Source organism: Sphingomonas sp. PP-CE-1A-559, assembly GCF_004340965.1.
In the GTDB taxonomy this organism is placed as follows: domain Bacteria; phylum Pseudomonadota; class Alphaproteobacteria; order Sphingomonadales; family Sphingomonadaceae; genus Sphingomonas.
Genome location: NZ_SLYA01000008.1, coordinates 69,971 through 88,231, shown reverse-complemented (window position 1 = coordinate 88,231; position 18,261 = coordinate 69,971). Strand labels below are relative to the sequence as shown.

The window sequence follows — 18,261 nt, the reverse complement described above, 5'->3', positions numbered from 1 at the left end:
GCATGGCGGGTATGGATACGGCGGGGCGTGGTACGACCGCGAAGGGCCTGACCCTCATCTACGCCCAGGTGCTGCCGGTGATGGCGATCGTCTCGCTGTTTCCGGCGATACCCAAGCTTTTCGCGCAGTTCGGCAACCTGCCCAACGCTGGTTTTCTCATTCCTGCAGTGGTCACGGTGCCGTCGCTGTGCGCTGCCCTGTTTGCGCCGCTCGCCGGGATCATCGCCGATCGCTGGGGGCGGCGACGCAGTTTCATAGGTGGAATGGCCCTGTACGTCCTTGCCGGACTCGTACCGTTGTTCGCCACCAATCTTGGGATCGTCATAGCGAGCCGGGCGGTACTCGGCATCGCTGAGGCGTTCGCGATTACCATATCTAGCGCCCTCATCGGCGACTACTTTGGTGAGAAGCGCTACCGGTGGGTGGCCTGGGTAGGGGTTGCGACCTCGCTTGCCGGGACCCTGCTGATCGCGGGCGGCGGCATTCTTGCGGACATCAGTTGGCGGGGGCCGTTCGCAATTTACCTGCTCGCTATCCCCGGTCTAATCATGGCGGTGCTGTTCATCGATGAACCCTTGAGGGATCACGCACTCTCGTCGTCGGCGAAACCGCGTCTGCGCTATCCGTGGCGCGAGGCGGGGATCATCGGTGCAGTCACCTTGATCGCCTCGGTCCTGTACTACGTCGAACCTCTCAACGTTGCGAGGGTCCTCGACGCACGCGGCGCCGGTTCGGCGACCCGCATCGGTCTGATCCAAGCAGCCACGAGCATCGCGTACATCGGCGGCGCGTTCTTTTATCGTCGCATTCACGATCGTCCGATCGGACAGCTGCTGGGTATTGCAGGGCTGCTGGTCGGAGCCGGACAATTGGTCATCGGTGCTGGTTCAACCTGGCAGATAGTCGCGCTCGGTGCGACCATCCAACAGGTCGGCGGCGGGATGATCATTCCCACGCTACTCGCTTGGGGGCAGTCGATACTGCCGCTTGAGCAGCGCGCCCGGGGCATGGGCATATGGGCGACCGCCTTCTTCAGCGGAACCTTCCTCTGCGGCCCCATTGTGACGCTCGTCGTCGGCGCATCCGGGGGGCTCGAGGCCGCGATGTCCGTACTCGGAGTCGTGACGCTGGTCCTGGCTGTTATCGCCATCCTAATCAAATCGGGCGGTTCGCGCCCGCAACTCACAGGTTCTCCCGTATGACCACGATCGCAGACAGTTTCGACTACATCATCGTGGGCGCCGGATCGTCGGGTTGCGTGCTGGCCGATCGCCTGAGCGCGGACGGAAGGTCCACCGTGCTGCTTATCGAAGCAGGTGGCGACAACGAGACCGAACTAGTCAATATGCCGCGCGCGTTCATGAAGATGTTCGGCAACCCTACGCACTTCTGGCACTTCCCCGTTACCGATCAGGAAGGACGCCCCGCCGGCGAAGTCTGGCCCTATGGCCGCGGTCTCGGGGGATCGAGCTCGACCAACGGCACCTGGTATCTGCGCGGAGCCCCGGCCGATTTCGACTCTTGGGCCGCGGCCGGCAACAAGGAATGGCGGTGGAGCGAAATCCAGCGCTGCTATCAGGCGATGGAGGACTACCGCGGTGAGGGTGCCGACCGGTCGCGCGGCCACGGTGGCCCTTTGCAGGTGACCCAGCTCCCGTATCGGTCGCCTGCCATCGCGGCGACCGTTGAGGCGGGCGTCGAGATGGGGCTCCCGAGATTGGCCGACATCAACACGCCCGGAACGACCGGCGTCGGTTACACCCAGGCCACCGTTACGCGCAGCGGACGCCGGGCCTCCAGCTATCAGGCGTTTCTGAAGCCCGCGATGAAGCGTCCCAATCTGACCGTCGCGACCGATACGTTGGTCGAACGGGTCGTGGTGGAAAATGGTCGTGTGACCGGTCTAGTCATCCGGGGGCCGGTTGGGAACCGTATGATCGGCGTCCGTGGCGAGGCGATCCTGTCGGCAGGAGCCCTGCAGAGTCCGCGGCTGCTGCAGTTGTCGGGCATCGGCCCGGCCGACGTGCTTGCACGCGCAGGCGTTCCGCTGATCCATGAGCTCCCTCAGGTCGGCCGGAATCTTGCCGACCACACGATGTTCTCGATGTCTTGGCGACTCAAGAACGAGGCCGGCTTCAATCGCGAGTTTTCGGGCTGGCGAATGATGACGCATGTGCTGCGTTACTATCTGACGCGTAAGGGGCTCATGGCCTACACCTCACCGGAGGTGACGATGCTGCATGCGATGGAGTCGAGTTCCGATTGGCCGGACGTGCAGTTCGGCGTCGGGCCCTTCTCGATGCGTTCGTCGGCGGACATCAAGGCCGACCCGGGCCGGGGCGCATTGGAGGACAAGCCCGGCATTACCGTAAACGCCATCTCGCTGAGGCCGAAGAGCCGCGGTGCAGTGGCGATACGTTCGGCGGAAGTGACAGACGCGCTTCAGCTCGACGCGAACTGGTGGGGGGATCCAGCCGACAAGGCTTTCATGGTGAAGATGGTACGCCTTGTCCGGAGGTACATGCGTCAGCCCGCGCTCAAGCGTTTCGTCGGCGAGGAGGTGTCCCCGGGCGCCAGCCACGAGTCCGATGCCGAGATCGGAACGGTGTTGGAATGGATGGCGAGTCCAGGCGTTCACGCGACGGGAACTTGCCGGATGGGAACGCCCGATACTGGCGTCGTCGATGGGCGGCTGCGTGTTCACGGGATCGCTGGCCTTCGCGTCGTGGACTGTTCGATCATGCCGCTCACGCCCGCTGGTAATACAAACGGCCCGGCCATGGTTATCGGTTGGCGGGCTGCGGAGTTGATCCTGGAGGACCGTTAACTCCATGCTAGCCGAACTGAGACTTGCATCCATCTGCTGATTGGGTAACCCCGGTTTTCAATCAGGAGACGGATCGATGCGCTACCGCGGGCTGGACCTTAATCTGCTCAGCGCGTTCGACGTGCTGATGCAGGAGCGCAGTGTTTCGCGCGCAGCGCGGCATCTGAACCTCAGCCAGCCCGCGATGAGTGCCGCGCTCGCGCGGCTACGAGAATTCTTCGGCGACGAACTGCTCGTGAACCAAGGCAAGCGTATGTATCCGACGGCTTTCGCGGAAGCGCTGGTGCCACAGGTTCGCGGATGCCTTCATGGCCTCGATGCGATGCTTACCACCAGCGCGCGGTTTGACCCCGCGACATCGCAGCGAACGTTCAGGTTGATCGCATCAGACTACATCATCGCGGCAGTGATCGTCCCCGTAGTAGAGCATCTGGCGCGTGACGCTCCCGGCGTCAGACTGGAACTTGCTGCGCCTTCCGAGACTGGCGAGGCCGAGATCGCTGAGGGGAGGGCCGACATCCTCATCTCCCCGGATGCGTATGTCCGTGGCGATCACCCTGCCGAACTGCTCTTTGAGGAGCCCCACGTCGTTGTCGGGTGGGCCGAGAACCCGCTAATGCGACAAAAGCTTAGCGAAGCCGATTTCATGGCGGCCGGACACGTTGGCGTCCGGATAGGTACGGACAGAGCTCCTGCGTTCGCCGATCGGCAGATGAGTACGATGGGCAAGGTCCGTCGGATCGAAGTCGAGACCTCCTCGTTCCTCACGATACCTCTGCTGCTTTGCGGAACCCCGCGGCTGGCCGTGATGCAGGCGAGACTGGCGCATCGGATGTGCAGGACGTACCCGCTGCGGAGTCAGGCTCCGCCGTTTGATTTTCCGCCAATGCGTGAGATGATCCAATACCACGCGAGCCGAAGCACTGATGAAGGTCTCAATTGGTTAAAATCCCTCATCCACTTCGAAGCCGATCACTCAAGTATCGACGGAATGGATCGATCGGCATCCAAACAATAAGCTTTTTAGTAGTGCCAATACTGCGTTAGGTCCAACTCAACAGCCAGCATAATGGCTGCGGAGGGGACCTTGAAGCAACAGCACATCCTTGTGATCGGTGGCGGTATCGGCGGGCTGACGGCCGCCATAGCGCTGCGTCGCGACGGTCATGCCGTCGACGTCATCGAGCGTGATCCGAGTTGGACAGTCTACGGCGTAGGCATCATCCAGCAGGGCAACGTCGTGCGTGCGATGAAGCAGCTCGATTTGCTCGACGACTATCTCGGAGCCGCGTTCGGCTACGATCACGTCGAGGTCTTCATACCGACAGGGCAGCGTGTCGCCCGGATCCCGACACCGACACTGGTCGAGGGATATCCGGCCAACGTGGGAATCGGTCGACCTGCATTGCACAAGGTGCTCGGCGACCGGACGATCGCGGCAGGTGCGACCGTGCGGCTCGGCGTCACCGCCGAAGTGCTCGATGACGACGGCGACGGTGTTACCGCAACGTTTAGTGACGGCACGACCGGCCGCTATGACATGGTGGTCGGCGCTGATGGCCTATACTCCGCAACCAGGGCGCAGATCCTGCCCGATGCGCCCGGCCCCGAATATACCGGTCAGGCGGTGTGGCGGCACAATTTTGCGCGGTCCGAGGACGTCACCGGTCTTTGCGCTTACGAAGGACCAATCGGTTTGGGGCTGGTCCCCTTGTCGGACGAGGCGATGTACATCTTCGTCACGACACCCGAGCCCGACAATCCTTGGCGAGAACGCAAAGGACTGGCGAAGGCAATGCGGGAAACTCTCGCGCGCGTACCGGCCCCGGCGATCCGCACGCTGGCCGAGCAGATCATCGACGACGAAGCGGTCGTGTACAAGCCGCTTGAGTGGCTCTTCCTGACCGGCGACTGGCATCGTGGGCGGATCGTCCTGATTGGAGATGCGGTTCACGCCACGACGCCCCACCTCGGGCAGGGTGCGGGTATGGCGATCGAGGATTCGATCGTGCTGGCCGAGGAGATTGCTGCCGCAGACACCCCGGAAGCCGCTTTCAACGCCTTCCGCGAGCGCCGTTACGATCGCTGCCGATACATCGTGGATTCCTCGCTCGCGATATGTCTGGGCCAGCTGGGCAAGGGGCCGATGATCGAGAACGCGACGGCCACGCGCGCGATGTTCACCAAAGTTGCCGAACCGATCTGATGGAGACGGACATGAGCAGAGTTACTGACATTCGTTATGTGGGCTACGGCGTTGCAGATCTTGCAGCCGAACGCGCGTTCTACCGCGACGACTGGAAGCTGGTCGATGCCGGTGAGAAGGACGGCATGTTCCACTTCGCCGCCGAAGGGCACGGCGAGGGATACGTCGTGCGGTTGCGGGAGGACTCCGCCAACCGGGTCGACGTGATCGCATTTGCGGCTGATACTCGCGCAGACGTCGATGCTCTGCACGGCAAGGTCGTCGCAGCGGGTTGCCGGGTAGTCTTCGAGCCAAAATCGCTGACAACGCTGGGCGGCGGGTACGGTTTTCGCTTCTTCTCGCCGGACGGTCTGCCGTTCGAAGTCTCGAGCGATGTCGAAGTCCGCACACCGCGGCAGTTGGATCGTTGGGAGGGCATTCCCCAAAACATCAGCCACATCGTGCTGCATTCGCCGGACCATCGTGCGATGGTGGCGTTCTTCGTCGATGTCCTGGGCTTCCGCGTGTCGGATTGGCTGGGCGACTTTATGTGCTTCCTGCGCTGCAACACCGCGCACCACCGGCTGGCTATCCTTCCTGGGCCTCCATGCCTGAACCACGTGGCCTACGACATGCTCACGGTTGATGACATGATGACCGGCATCCGCCGGCTGAAGCTGGCCGGCACGGATATCCGCTGGGGCCCGGGTCGCCATACTGCGGGCAACAACACCTTCAGCTACTTCACGACGCCAAATGGGTTCGCCGTCGAGTACACTTCCGAACTCGAACACGTCGACTTCGAAACGCATGTCGATCAGATACATCAGCCCGGGCCGACGACCATGGATCAATGGGGTACCGGCGTTGGCGGTCCGCAGACTATGCCGCATCCAAAACCCGATCCCTGCCTGTTCGTCGCGGCCGAGGCCTGACGCATGGCCTTGCTGGAAATCTTTCCCAACTACATCTGGAACCTCTCCGTCGCGATCGCGATGGAGAGCGGCGCGCAGCTTGGCGAGATCGTCGACATGTGTCAGCCGATCCGCGATGCCGCGGCGAACGGCGCCGATGCCGGGACGCCCCAGTTCATGGAGCAGTGGGTGGCGATGGCCGACAAGCTCATCGCGCTCGCGGATGAGGACGAGGCTCGCGGGCGCTCCATCTCCGCGTCGAACAAGCTGGAGCGCGCGTCGCTCTACCTCATCACGGCCGAACGCATGCAGGGTCGCGGACATCCAGGTCGACGCGAAACCTATGCCAAGGCGCTCGACGCCTTCGAACGCTCGACGAACCTCGGTGGACTGAACCGCGAACGCGTCGATATCGCGCTGTCGAGCGGCACTATGCCTGCTCTTTACACGCGAGCCGCCGGCGACGGGCCGCATCCGGTGGTCGTCTACTGCAACGGACTCGATAGCTGCAAGGAGCTGCTCTACTGGTCGCGACTTCCCGAGGCGCTCGCGCGACGAGGCATATCGACTCTATGCGTCGATCAGCCAGGGTCGGGTGAGACGCTGCGTTTGCAGGGTTTGCCGGTTGATCCTCACAGCGAGCATTGGGCGAGCGCCGCGGTGGACTGGCTCGAGACGCGAGCGGACGTAGATCGTACGCGGATCGGTATGACCGGCATCTCGCTCGGGGGCCATTTCGCGCCTCGTGCGGTCGCGTTCGAGCCGCGCTTCGCCAGCGGTGCGGTATGGGGCGCTAATCACGACTGGGCTGAGGTCCAGCAGAAGCGGTTGCGGCGCGAAGGCGAGAATCCCGTTCCGCATTACTGGGCGCACGTGATGTGGGCGTTCGGCGCGCAGGACATAGATGAGTTCCACCGGCGGTCGGAAGCGATGACGCTCGACGGTGTAATGCATCGAATCACCGTGCCGTTCCTGATTACCCACGGCGAAAAGGACCGCCAGATCGCGCTCGATTATGCGCATCGCAGCTTCGGCCAGTTGACAGCCAGCGCGCGGCCGGAACTGAAGATATTTACCTCACGCGAAGGCGGCATCGAGCATGTTGGCGCCGACAACATGGCGTTTGGCCGCGACTACATCGCCGACTGGTTCGCCGATACGCTCGGCGGTCGCGTCGCATGACGCGTCGCATCCTCGACCTCTCGATCGCGATCGATCCCGACGTGGTGACTGACCCGCCGTTCATGCGTCCGACGATAACTCGACAGACGCATCGCGAGACGGTCGCCGAAGCAGCGATGTTCTTTCCAGGCATCACCGCCGAGGCGATGGCCGGCGGCGAGGGTTTCGCCGCATCCGAGATGCTCACGCTCAGCACGCATAACGGCACACATCTCGATGCGCCGTGGCATTACCATCCGACGATGGACGGCGGAAAGCCGGCGCTTACAATCGACGAGGTCCCACTGGACTGGTGTCTGCAACCGGGTGTTAAGCTCGATTTCCGACACCTTTCCGACGGTCACGTGGTCACCGCAGCCGAGGTCGAGGAGGAACTGGCGCGGATCGGCCATACGCTGGCGCCGCTAGAGATCGTACTAGTTAACACAGCGGCCGGTGCCGCTTTGGGAGGACCGGACTTTCTCAGCCGTGGCTGCGGCATGGGCTACGACGCGACCATGTATTTGACGAGCCGTGGGATCCGGGTGACGGGCACCGATGCCTGGAGTTGGGACGCACCTTTCAGCCATACCGCGGCGCGGGTCGCCAAAACCGGCGACTATTCTCTTGTCTGGGAAGGTCACAAAGCGGGGCGCGAGATCGGCTTCTGCCACATGGAGAAGCTGACCAACCTCGACGCGCTGCCAGCGAACGGTTTCATGGTGAGCTGCTTTCCCGCCAAAGTTAAGGGCGGATCCGCCGGCTGGACGCGCGCCGTCGCGATCTTCGAGGAAGCGGCATGAGGCTCGCGACCTTCGTCAACGGAAGTCGCGACGGCGCGCTCGCAGTCGTCTCTGCTACCGGGCTGCGCGGCATGTCAGCCGTCGAGATCGCACCCACGCTGCAGGCGGCATTGGACGATTGGACCCGGGTCGAGCCCGCCTTGCGAGCGTTGACGGCCCGCGTCGATGCCGGCCAGGGCTTTGAGCTCGATCCGGAACGGGCCATGGCACCATTGCCGCGCGCATGGCAATGGCTCGACGGATCGGCATTCCCCACTCACGGCGAACTGATGCAGAAGGCGTTCGCCCTGCCGCCGATCGAGACCGATCGCCCCTTGATGTATCAGGGCATGTCACACCTGTTCCTCTCCGCGACCGACGACGTGATCCTTCCGTCGGAAGCCGACGGGATTGATTTCGAGGGCGAATTCGGAATCATCACGGGAGACGTTCCCATGGGATGCGCCGCAGCCGATGCGTTGGCGCACGTTCGGCTGATCGTCCTCATCAACGATTGGTCGTTGCGCGCGATTGCACCCATCGAGATGAAGACGGGCTTCGGTTGGGTGCAGGCGAAGCCAGCGTGCAGCATGGCGCCGTTTGCGGTGACTCCGGATGCGCTGGGAGAGTTCTGGCGTGAGGGAAGGGTCTGCCTTCCACTTCGTGTCGAGGTCAACGGCAGCTGGTTCGGCAGTCCCGTGGGCGATGCCATGGCGGTCGGTTTCCACGACCTCATCGCGCACGCCGCCCGAAGCCGGGTTCTGCCCGCTGGCACCATAATCGGATCCGGCACGGTATCGAACCCCGACCACGCCACCGTCGGTTCGACGTGCATCTCGGAGCGTCGCGCGATCGAGATGATCGAACATGGGGTGCCAAAGACCGATTTCCTGTCGTTCGACGACGAGGTGACGATGTCGGTCGACGGCCGTTCCGCTTACGACCTGTTCGGTCGCATCCGGCAGCACGTCAGACGGGCGAACGAGCCGCACTCAACCCATCAATGACCAATCCGGCGACGATAACAATCGTGTCGATAACAGAAACTTCGGAGAGGATATCATGAACCACAAGGCCCTGCTGTCGACGATGACGGCCCTCACTCTTGTCGCTGCCGCCCCCGCCTTCGCGCAGGTCGCCAATCCGGGCGGCCAGCCCGCGGTTGACACGACGGCGTCCGCTGCTGAGCAACCAGCGCCCCAGGGCGCGGACAGTGTTCCGGAAGGCGATATCGTCGTCACGGCGCAGCGGCGCTCCGAACGTCTTCAGGACGTTCCGGTCAGCGTACAGGCGGTGTCGGCCAACGATCTGCGCGCCGCCGGCGTGAACGATCTTCGCCAGCTGTCCATCATCGCGCCGAGTCTGCAGGTCCAGCAGGACAACAACTACGCAGTCCGCGGCATCGGCACGCAGACGTTCGCGAACACCATCGAGTCGAGCGTCGGCACTGCGGTTGATGACGTTGTACTGGGCAACCGAGTGCTCAACGGCAATCCGTTCTTGGACATCGCCCAGATCGAGGTGCTCAACGGTCCGCAGGGCTTGCTGTTCGGTAAGAACGCATCGGCCGGGCTCGTCAACATAACGAGCGCCCGTCCCGTGCTTGGAAGTTACACCGCAGCGTTTGACATGGAAGCCGTGGCTCGCGACCGGCCGGGATCCGATGGGAACGGTGCACTAGCTCGCACCACGCTGAACATCCCTATCGGCGAGAACTCGGCGCTGCGTCTGAACGGAATTTATCGCTTCGACGACGCGCTGGTTCTGAACGTCCGTCAGAACGCCTACGGTCGCTATGATCCGAACTACAAACAGTTCGGGGGTCGTGCAAAATACTTGTTTGAGCCGAACAGCAACCTGTCGATCTATCTCTTGGGTGAGTACTTCGAACAACATGGTGCCGGTACGGTTTTCGACGGCTCCTATCGTTCTTTGGGCGCGAACAGCGTGAACACGCCGTTTCTGAATGCCGCTGGCGTCAGTGTTGGGCCAACGAATCTGGTGCAGGCGACGGACGCGCCGATCTTTCGTGATCTGACGACGGGAGGCGCGCAGGCCAGCATGTCGTACACCTTCGACAATGGCTGGGGGCTCAGCAACATCTTCGGTTGGAAAACGTATTCGCTCGACCAGCAAGTCGACGGAGACGTGGTCCCTGCCAATGGCGCGAACGTCAATGCGCAGGTTGCCAAGTACGACCAGTACAGCAACGAGCTGCGGCTTTCGCTGCCAGCGGGCGATCGCCTGACGGGTCAGGTCGGAATATACTACTTCAGATCGACCCTGGATCAGCAGAGTCAGATCGCCGGCAACAACCTCTTCCCGTCGTTCCTGCTGCCATCGTTCCCGTTCTGCGTGGGTGCAGTCGTTTCGCGACCGTCGCCCCCGGGATGCCCTGTCAGCAACAGCTACTTCCTTGGTCAAGACAAGGACTACAAGCTGGACAACACGAGCTACGCGGCATTCGGTCAGTTCACTTGGAAGGTGGTCGACCGGCTCAAGCTGATCGCTGGCGCCCGCGTCACGCGGGATAAGGTCGGGATAAACCTCTTGCAGAACAGGGATGCGTACTTCGTCGTTCTCGGAGTTCCCAACTCGGCATACGACCAGGACTACAGCGCCACCACGCTCAGCTATCGCGGCGGGATCCAGTACAGCGTGAACCGCGACATCATGTTCTACGGAACCTATGGTCGCGGCTGGAAGGGCCCGGGAATGAACGACACAGGCGCCACAGCAGATGCGGTGCTGCGTGTTTTGCCTGAGCGAGCCGACACTGCGGAATTGGGCTTCAAGACGACTTTCTTCGACCGCCTCCTCACGTTCAACGCGTCGATCTTCCATACCAAGTTCAGCAATCTCCAAGCGCAGACGTTCGACACGGACCTCCGCGCGTTCGTGATCGGCAATGCCGCCAAGGCGACGAGCAAGGGCTTCGAGGCGAACGCCATCCTTCGGCCGCTCCGTCACCTGTCGATCAACGGCAACGTCGCCTATGTCGATGCGACGTACGACACGTTCACGTCTGCACAGTGCTACACTGGGCAGGCCCTCCCCAGCTGCATTGCGAACGGCACGTTCGACGCATCCGGCAATACGCTGACATTCGCTCCGAAGTTCACCTCAACGCTCGGCGCGTCCTACGAAATCCCGCTTGTCGCCGATACCTCGTTGGTGCTGGACGGCAGCTACTATCATCGTAGCCGCGTCCAGTCGCTGGTGAGTGCCGCGCCTGGATCGGCGATCGACGCCATCGACATCCTGAACGCCAGCATCGGCTTTCGTTCGGACCGGTTCTCGGCTGCCGTGTTCTGCAAAAACTGCACGAACAAGGTATATGCGCTGACCACCGGCATCGAGCCTGGAGACAGTAACGCCGGCGTGCTGAGCTATACGCAACGCATCGGGATCGATTCCGTCCGTTCGATCGGAATGCGGTTCGGCTTTAATTTCTGACCCCACAGATAATTGAGATCGAAAGCATACGCATGAGGAGCAGGCAATTGGCGTTCAGATCGCGTCGGTATCGACTGACCGGCATTTGTCTCTCCTTGGTGATCCCGTGGACCGCATGCGCCGGCGCGAATTCGGCTGCAGAGACCGGTTCTGGCCAGCAGGATCAGAATGATCGCTCCGCTCCGGTCCTGCATCGTAAGGTTCGGGCTTACCGCGACCTCAACCACAACGGGAAACTTGATCCCTACGAGGACGCCCGTTTGCCGGCACGTGTTCGTGCAATTGATCTCTTGAAGCGCATGACCCTTGCCGAAAAAGCCGGGATCATGGTGATCCCGGTGCTCACCGCCAACGCACCGTTCGGACAGACCGCGACGGGCTACGACATGACCGTCGTGCGAGACCTCGTCGAAACGAAACACGTCTCGGCGTTCAGTGCCATGACGGCGATGAGCGTTCGCAATCTCGCGCGGTCAGCCAATACCCTGCAACAGGAGACGAAGCGCACTCGACTGGGCATTCCCGCACTCATTGTCACCGATCCTCGTCACGGGTTCCAGAAGACCTTTGGTGCGAGTGTCGACACCGGCGGGTTCAGCCAGTGGCCGGACTTCACCGGTCTCGCAGCAATCGGCGACCCCTCGCTCGTGCGTCGCTATGGTGACATCGTCAGACACGACTACCGAGCGGTGGGCTTCTCGGTCGCACTGTCCCCACAGGCCGATCTGGCTACTGAACCGCGCTGGCCGCGCATCAACGGTACGTTCGGTGAAGATCCTGCAACGGTCTCCGCAATGGTGTCGGCCTATATCGAAGGCGTTCAGGGTGGAGCGTCCGGCGTGTCGCCGACAGGCGTGGCCAGCGTCGTGAAGCATTGGGTCGGGTACGGCGCAGCCGCGAACGGACTGGATTCGCACAATAGATACGGTCGCTATTCGTCACTGAAAGCAGCGCAGTTGCCGCTTCATCTCCGCCCCTTTGAGGCTGCGTTTAGAGCTCATGTCTCGGCGGTCATGCCCGCCTATTCGATCTTCTCCGATCTGCGCCTTCAGAACCGACCGCCGGAACAGGTCGGTGGGGGATACAACGGCGCATTGGTAAACGGTCTGCTGCGGGGAACGTTCGGCTTCAATGGCGTCGTACTTTCGGATTGGGCCATTACGGCGGACTGCAACGCGTTCTGCAGGAACGGCTATCCCGCCGGTCAGCGCCCTGGCATCGAAAGCATCTCCGCGGCATGGGGCGTCGAGACCCTTTCCCGGCCGGAACGCTTCGCCAAGACCATTCTAGCCGGCGTGGATCAGATCGGAGGCGAACCCGACCCAACACCGATAGTCGAGGCGGTGAAGCGCGGCCTCGTCAAGATCGACCGTATTGATCAAGCCGTTACCCGCATTCTCGTGCAGCGTTTCGAACTCGGATTGTTCGACCATCCGTTCGTCGACGTCGAGGCGGCACAACGGACCGTCGGGGCGGACGCGGACGTGGCGACCGGCAGATCGGCGCAGGCGCGGTCGATCGTCATGTTGCAGGATCCGAACGGCGTGCGACTGGTGCCGGGCCGGACACGTCTCTTCGTTCACGGACTGGCAGCACACGCTGCACAGACTGCGGGTTTCGTCGTCGTAGAACGCATCGAGGACGCCGACGTGGCTGTCTTCCGCCTCCAGGCGCCGTACCAGATGCTGCATCCGGGTTATTTCTTCGGCAGCATGCAGCGTGAGGGCAGCTTGGCGTTTCCGAAGGACTCTCCCGAACTCGCTGCAGTCCGGAATGCCGTCGCGAAGAAGCCGACTATCGTCGACGTCTATCTCGACCGGCCTGCGATCCTCACCCCTCTACGGGATGCCGGCGTCACGCTCATGGCCAGTTTCGGAACATCCGACGCCGCACTGCTCGACGTCATGAGTGGCCGCGTTCAGCCCGAAGGGCGGCTGCCGTTCGAACTCCCGTCGAGCATGACAGCCGTCGAGGCACAGGATTCCGGCGTCCCGGCAGACTCCAAGGCTCCCCTGTATCCGCTTCACTACAAGTTCGAAGGCTCGCGATGATCCGGCGTGTCTCGGCGTCCGATGCGGCAACTCAGGGGGCACATCGTGCGATCTCGCCGGCATTCGCTACGCGGCGAACCTCGAACGCTAGAATAGGCTAGAGTGCTCATGACGACCCGCCGTGAAATACTGGGAATAAGTTTGGCAGGAGCGGCAAGTCTCGCACCTACGAAAAAGATGCCGAACTTTTCGGCGCGAGGTGGTTTGGAGGGGCAACGTCAGGCCGATCTGGGTGACGGAAAATTCCTGAATCCGATCCTGTCGGGCGATCGTCCGGATCCTACCGTCCTGCGCGACGGCGACGACTACTACATGACGCATTCATCTTTCGATGCGTCTCCCGGACTGCTGATCTGGCATTCACGCGACCTGGTCAATTGGACGCCGATCGGGCCTGCGTTGGCGCGTCCGCTCGGCACCGTTTTCGCGGTCGACCTCGTCAAGCATGGCAACCAGTACATCATCTACATACCGTTCATGAAAGCACCATGGGCGAAGGAGCTTAGCGACTTCGCCAACATCTACGCGATCCATGCTCCGTCGATGAAAGGACCATGGAGCGAACCCGTCGATCTCAAGATTGGTGGTCTCATCGATCCTTGTCACGTCGTCGGCGAAGACGGGCAACGCTACCTGTTCCTTTCGGGCGTCAACCGCGTGCGATTGAGCGCCGATGGCTTGTCGGCCATTGGACCGATTGAGAAGGTGTATGACGGCTGGCACTATCCAGACGACTGGATCACCGAAGCGTATGCGCTTGAAGGACCGAAGCTGTTCCGTCGCGGCGAATATTTCTACCTCGTCTCGGCATTGGGCGGCACGGGCGGTCCGGCAACCGGCCATATGGTGATCGCGGCCCGGTCAAAGACGATCAACGGACCTTGGGAGAATTGTCCGCACAACCCGATCGTCCGGACCCGTGACGCTGGAGAAGCATGGTGGTCGCGCGGTCATGCGACGTGCTTCGAGGGTCCGGGCGGGGCGTGGTACATGGTCTATCATGGGTACGAGAACGGCTTTCGGACGCTCGGCCGGCAGACGTTGTTGGAACCGATCGTCTGGACCGCGGACGGATGGTTCCGGGCCACCGGGGGCGATCTGTCGCGCCCTCTGCCGATTCCGCGCGGACTTTCCGGTATCCACGGTCTTGCCAAATCGGACGATTTCGGCGCTCCGGCGTTCGGTACGCGCTGGTCGTTCTACGGCGAACCGCCGACCGAACTTGGTCGCGCAGCCGTGTCCGGCGGTACGCTACGCATCGCGGCGAAGGGCACGGGGCCGCAGGATAGTGCCCCTCTTACCCAGGTTGTGGGTGACCAAGCCTATGAGGTGACCGTCGAGTGCGAAGTCGAGGACGGAGCCCAAGGCGGCCTTCTATTATTCTTCAACAACGGACTGTTCCTCGGGATGGGCATCGATGGCAAGCGGATGGTGAGCTATCGCGGCGGTAAAGCGACCTATTGGCAGGAGCCCGCGCCAGCGGTTCGAAAGCTGCATCTGCGGATCGTCAACGATCGCCACATCGCCACCTTCTTCTACAGTGCCGATGGCCTAAAATGGACACGGCACGGCGTCCGGAGCGAGACGTCGGGCTACAACGCCAACACCGTCGACGAACTCGTATCCCTGCGGCCGGCACTCTTCGCCAGTGGCAACGGTGCGGTACGCTACCGCAGGTTTCGCTATCGGGCGCTTGCCTGATGCGCGTTATTGAAGAGGCCCTATAGTGATCGATAGACGTCAGATTCTCGCCGGATCCCTAGCAACGCTAACGATGCCCAAAGCGGCCGGGGCAGGGGGGCTAGCCACATCGCGAACTTTCCCGAACGGTTTTCTGTGGGGCAGCGCGACGGCGGGCCATCAGGTCGAAGGAAACAACGTCAACGCCGATCAATGGCTCCTGGAAACCGTGACGCCCGCTCTGCCGCTGTCGCCTTCCGGCGACGCGTGCAACAGTTTCGAGCTGTGGCGAACCGATCTCGATCTGGTCGCAGGACTGAACCTTAATTGCTATCGGTTCTCGATCGAATGGTCGCGGATCGAGCCAGAGGCCGGACTTTTCTCAATCGCAATGCTCGATCACTACAAAGCGATCATCGAGACATGCCGAAAAAGGGGCATTCGTCCGATCGTGACGCTGTGCCATTTCACCACACCGCGATGGTTTGCAGCTCGCGGCGGATGGACCCATGACGGATCGCCTGAACTGTTCGCCCGCTACTGCGATCACGTCATCCGTCATCTGGGTGCGGGCATCGATCACGTTGCTACTTTTAACGAACCAAACAACGCCAACTTGCTCCAGTCGGTGCTGCCGCCTCCGTTCTTCACCGCGCTGCGCGCCACGCTGGCGGCTTGCGCCAAGGCCAGCGGCAGCACCCGCTTCACGGTTGGCAACACCGTGCTTCCGGAGGACGCCGCCGCCATCACGCGCAACATGCTGGCTGCGCATCGGTTGGGAAAAGCGGCGATCAAAGCGGTGCGTGCGAACCTGCCGGTCGGCGTCACGCTTGCGATCGTCGATGATCAGGCGGTAGGTGCAGACAGCGTTCGGGATGCCCGTCGCGAGACCTACTATGGGGCATGGCTGCGCGTCGCCCGGAAGGACGATTACGTCGGTGTGCAGAATTACGAACGCGCGGTCTGGGACAGCAAGGGACGGCTGCCAACGCCGGCTGACGTGCCGACGAACTTCGCTGGAACGGAGATTTATCCCGCGTCGCTCGCGAATGCGGTGCGCTATGTTCATGCACAGACCAAGGTGCCTATCCTAGTCACCGAGCACGGCGTCGCGACGAACGACGATCGTCTTCGTGCCGAACTAATTCCGACAGCGCTTGGACATCTCAAGGCGGCCATCGACGACGGCATTCCAGTCAAGGGCTACATTCACTGGTCGCTACTAGACAATTACGAATGGGGTGGTGACGAAAAGGCTAAGTTCGGACTGTGTACCGTCGACCGAGCGACGTTCCGTCGCGCGCCCAAGCCCAGTGCGAACGTGCTTGCGGGCGTCGCCAAACGCAATCGAGTTTAGCGATGTTAGGCGTTCAAAGAAAACGAACGCCGTTTGTGTCGAACGAACTCGAAGCTCCAGTCGACTGCCTAAAAATATTGTCATAGTTTGATAAAGCGTATTGTTAAGGAAATGCTGTGATCTCTCGCCAATCATCCAGTCGTGTTCGCAAGCCGTTTGCCATCTATAATGTCATCGTATCGTGTGCGGCTATTGCTGGCGCGGTCATGTTGCCTACCGCTTCAGTCGCGGAACAATTGCCGGAGGTTCGCAAGCAGGGAAAGGCTGTGCAACTCATGGTAGACGGTAAGCCGTGGACGGCCTTGGCAGGAGAAGTGCACAATTCCGTCGCATCCAACGCCGCCTACATGACGCCCATCTGGGATCGACTGGCGTTGCTGAACCTAAATACGGTGATCACCCCGGCATATTGGGAATTGGTAGAACCGGAAGAAGGTCGGTTCGACTTTGCGCTGATCGACACTCAGCTACGTGAGGCTAGGCAGCGCAAGATGCGGATCGTCTTGCTTTGGTTCGGCTCGTTGAAGAACGCTAAATCGAGCTACGCGCCCGAATGGGTACTGGCCAACCGCGGGCGGTTTCCCCGTGCAGTGACTCGGCCGTCCTCGCTTCCCTTCGCCAAAGGGGAGCCTCAGATAAGTGTGTTCGACAATGCGGTGGTCAATGCGGACGCCAAAGCGTTTGCAGCAGTAATGGCCCATCTTGCGGAAGTGGATCCACAGCATACCGTGATCGCCGTGCAGGTCGAGAATGAGACTGGGATCCTCGGAGATAGCCGAGACCGTTCTAGGACTGCCAATCGTGCCTGGAATGCTCAAGTTCCTGCAGCATTGATGTCCCACCTGGAACGTCAAAAGGGACGCCTCGTACCATCGGTGGAGGCGCTATGGGCTAAAACGGGATATCGAAAGTCTGGAACTTGGGCGCAGGTGTTTGGCGAAAGCTGGGAGGCCGAAGAGCTGTTCATGGCGTGGGGTACGAGTCACTTGGTTGGGCGCGTTGCAGCGGCGGGCAAGGCCGCTCTCGCGCTTCCCATGTATGCAAATGCCTGGGTAGGGCCCCAGAGGCCGGGTGACTTTGCAGGTGCCTACCCCTCAGGTGGGCCCGTACCTCGGGTTTTCGATGTCTGGAAGGCCGGAGCGCCCAGTTTAGACTGGCTGTCGCCTGACATCTACGTCGACGACTTTTCTGGCTGGGTTAAGCAGTATGCAATGCCAGGCAACATGCTGTTCGTGCCAGAAGCCCGCTATGTCGTCGGCAACCTGTTTCTGGCGTTAGGCCAGTATCAGGCAACAGGCTTCTCTCCGTTTGGAATCGAAACCGGTGTGCCGGGCAACCAGATATCGGAGGCCTACGGCCTGCTGAACGGCCTCGGCGACATGATCGGCAGATCTCAAGCAGACGGTAAGTTGACTGGGTTCGCATTGGCAAAAGGGGAGACTCATAAGGCGACACTAGGCGACTACGTGGTGACTGTGCGGGGGCAACAGGAGGCGCTTAGTAAGATGCTGCTGGACATGGGCATCACCATTCCGACGGAAAAACCGGAACAGAAGGTTCAAAACATTGGTGATCAGGCGTCGGAACTAAGCGACACCCGGCCCATGGGGCTTGTCCTTCAGCTAGCCAGCGACGAATTTCTCGTAATCGGCAAGGACGTGAACGTCAGCTTCGCGCGTAAAACTGGAAGCGGCACAGAAGCAGAATTGGCTCGCGTCGAAGAGGGCAATTTTGTCGATGGTCGCTGGACTATGCGCCGAGTGATCAATGGTGATGAAAGGCTCAATATCACCCCGACCAACAACTTCGGCATGACAAGGATAAAGCTAATACGGCGGGATAAGTAAA

At 61.5% G+C, this 18,261-nt stretch carries 13 protein-coding genes; all 13 read left to right on the top strand.

Features of this window, described 5'->3' with window-relative positions:
* Positions 1-2: 2 nt before the first annotated feature.
* The 13 genes from C8J42_RS17190 (at position 3) to C8J42_RS17130 (ending at position 18,260) form a co-directional block, all read left to right on the top strand.
* On the top strand, positions 3-1,202 hold the full coding sequence (locus C8J42_RS17190; protein ID WP_133021058.1) for an MFS transporter: 1,200 nt from the start codon (positions 3-5) through the stop codon (positions 1,200-1,202).
* Positions 1,199-2,827 (top strand): GMC family oxidoreductase N-terminal domain-containing protein, encoded by a 1,629-nt coding sequence (locus C8J42_RS17185; protein WP_133021057.1) that lies wholly within the window; start codon positions 1,199-1,201, stop codon positions 2,825-2,827. The genes C8J42_RS17190 and C8J42_RS17185 overlap by 4 nt, the downstream gene beginning before the upstream one ends.
* A 76-nt stretch (positions 2,828-2,903) precedes the next feature.
* Entirely contained in the window at positions 2,904-3,845 is a 942-nt protein-coding gene (locus C8J42_RS17180; RefSeq protein ID WP_133021056.1) for a LysR family transcriptional regulator, read from the top strand.
* Positions 3,846-3,914: 69 nt separating this feature from the next.
* Positions 3,915-5,033 carry an FAD-dependent oxidoreductase gene (locus tag C8J42_RS17175; protein ID WP_133021055.1) on the top strand — a complete coding sequence of 373 codons (1,119 nt, stop codon included), beginning with the start codon at positions 3,915-3,917 and terminating at the stop codon, positions 5,031-5,033.
* Between the two features lie 11 nt (positions 5,034-5,044).
* Complete coding sequence (locus tag C8J42_RS17170) at positions 5,045-5,947, top strand: VOC family protein (protein WP_133021071.1); 903 nt, start codon at positions 5,045-5,047, stop codon at positions 5,945-5,947.
* A 3-nt stretch (positions 5,948-5,950) separates the two neighbouring features.
* Positions 5,951-7,108, top strand: coding sequence for a prolyl oligopeptidase family serine peptidase (locus tag C8J42_RS17165; protein ID WP_133021054.1), 1,158 nt, complete (start codon positions 5,951-5,953; stop codon positions 7,106-7,108).
* Positions 7,105-7,890, top strand: coding sequence for a cyclase family protein (locus tag C8J42_RS17160; RefSeq protein WP_133021053.1), 786 nt, complete (start codon positions 7,105-7,107; stop codon positions 7,888-7,890). Before C8J42_RS17165 ends, C8J42_RS17160 begins: the two co-directional genes overlap by 4 nt.
* On the top strand, positions 7,887-8,876 hold the full coding sequence (locus C8J42_RS17155) for a fumarylacetoacetate hydrolase family protein (RefSeq protein WP_133021052.1): 990 nt from the start codon (positions 7,887-7,889) through the stop codon (positions 8,874-8,876). Before C8J42_RS17160 ends, C8J42_RS17155 begins: the two co-directional genes overlap by 4 nt.
* A gap of 55 nt (positions 8,877-8,931) precedes the next feature.
* Positions 8,932-11,325 (top strand): TonB-dependent receptor, encoded by a 2,394-nt coding sequence (locus C8J42_RS17150; protein ID WP_133021051.1) that lies wholly within the window; start codon positions 8,932-8,934, stop codon positions 11,323-11,325.
* Between the two features lie 47 nt (positions 11,326-11,372).
* On the top strand, positions 11,373-13,376 hold the full coding sequence (locus tag C8J42_RS17145) for a glycoside hydrolase family 3 N-terminal domain-containing protein (protein WP_165895533.1): 2,004 nt from the start codon (positions 11,373-11,375) through the stop codon (positions 13,374-13,376).
* A 177-nt stretch (positions 13,377-13,553) separates the two neighbouring features.
* Positions 13,554-15,077 (top strand): family 43 glycosylhydrolase, encoded by a 1,524-nt coding sequence (locus C8J42_RS17140; protein ID WP_243644560.1) that lies wholly within the window; start codon positions 13,554-13,556, stop codon positions 15,075-15,077.
* Between the two features lie 73 nt (positions 15,078-15,150).
* A complete protein-coding gene (locus C8J42_RS17135; RefSeq protein ID WP_243644559.1) occupies positions 15,151-16,413 on the top strand; it encodes a family 1 glycosylhydrolase in 1,263 nt (420 codons plus the stop codon).
* 116 nt (positions 16,414-16,529) lie between these two features.
* Positions 16,530-18,260, top strand: a complete 1,731-nt coding sequence (locus C8J42_RS17130; protein WP_133021047.1) for a DUF5597 domain-containing protein — start codon at positions 16,530-16,532, stop codon at positions 18,258-18,260.
* Position 18,261 lies beyond the last annotated feature (1 nt).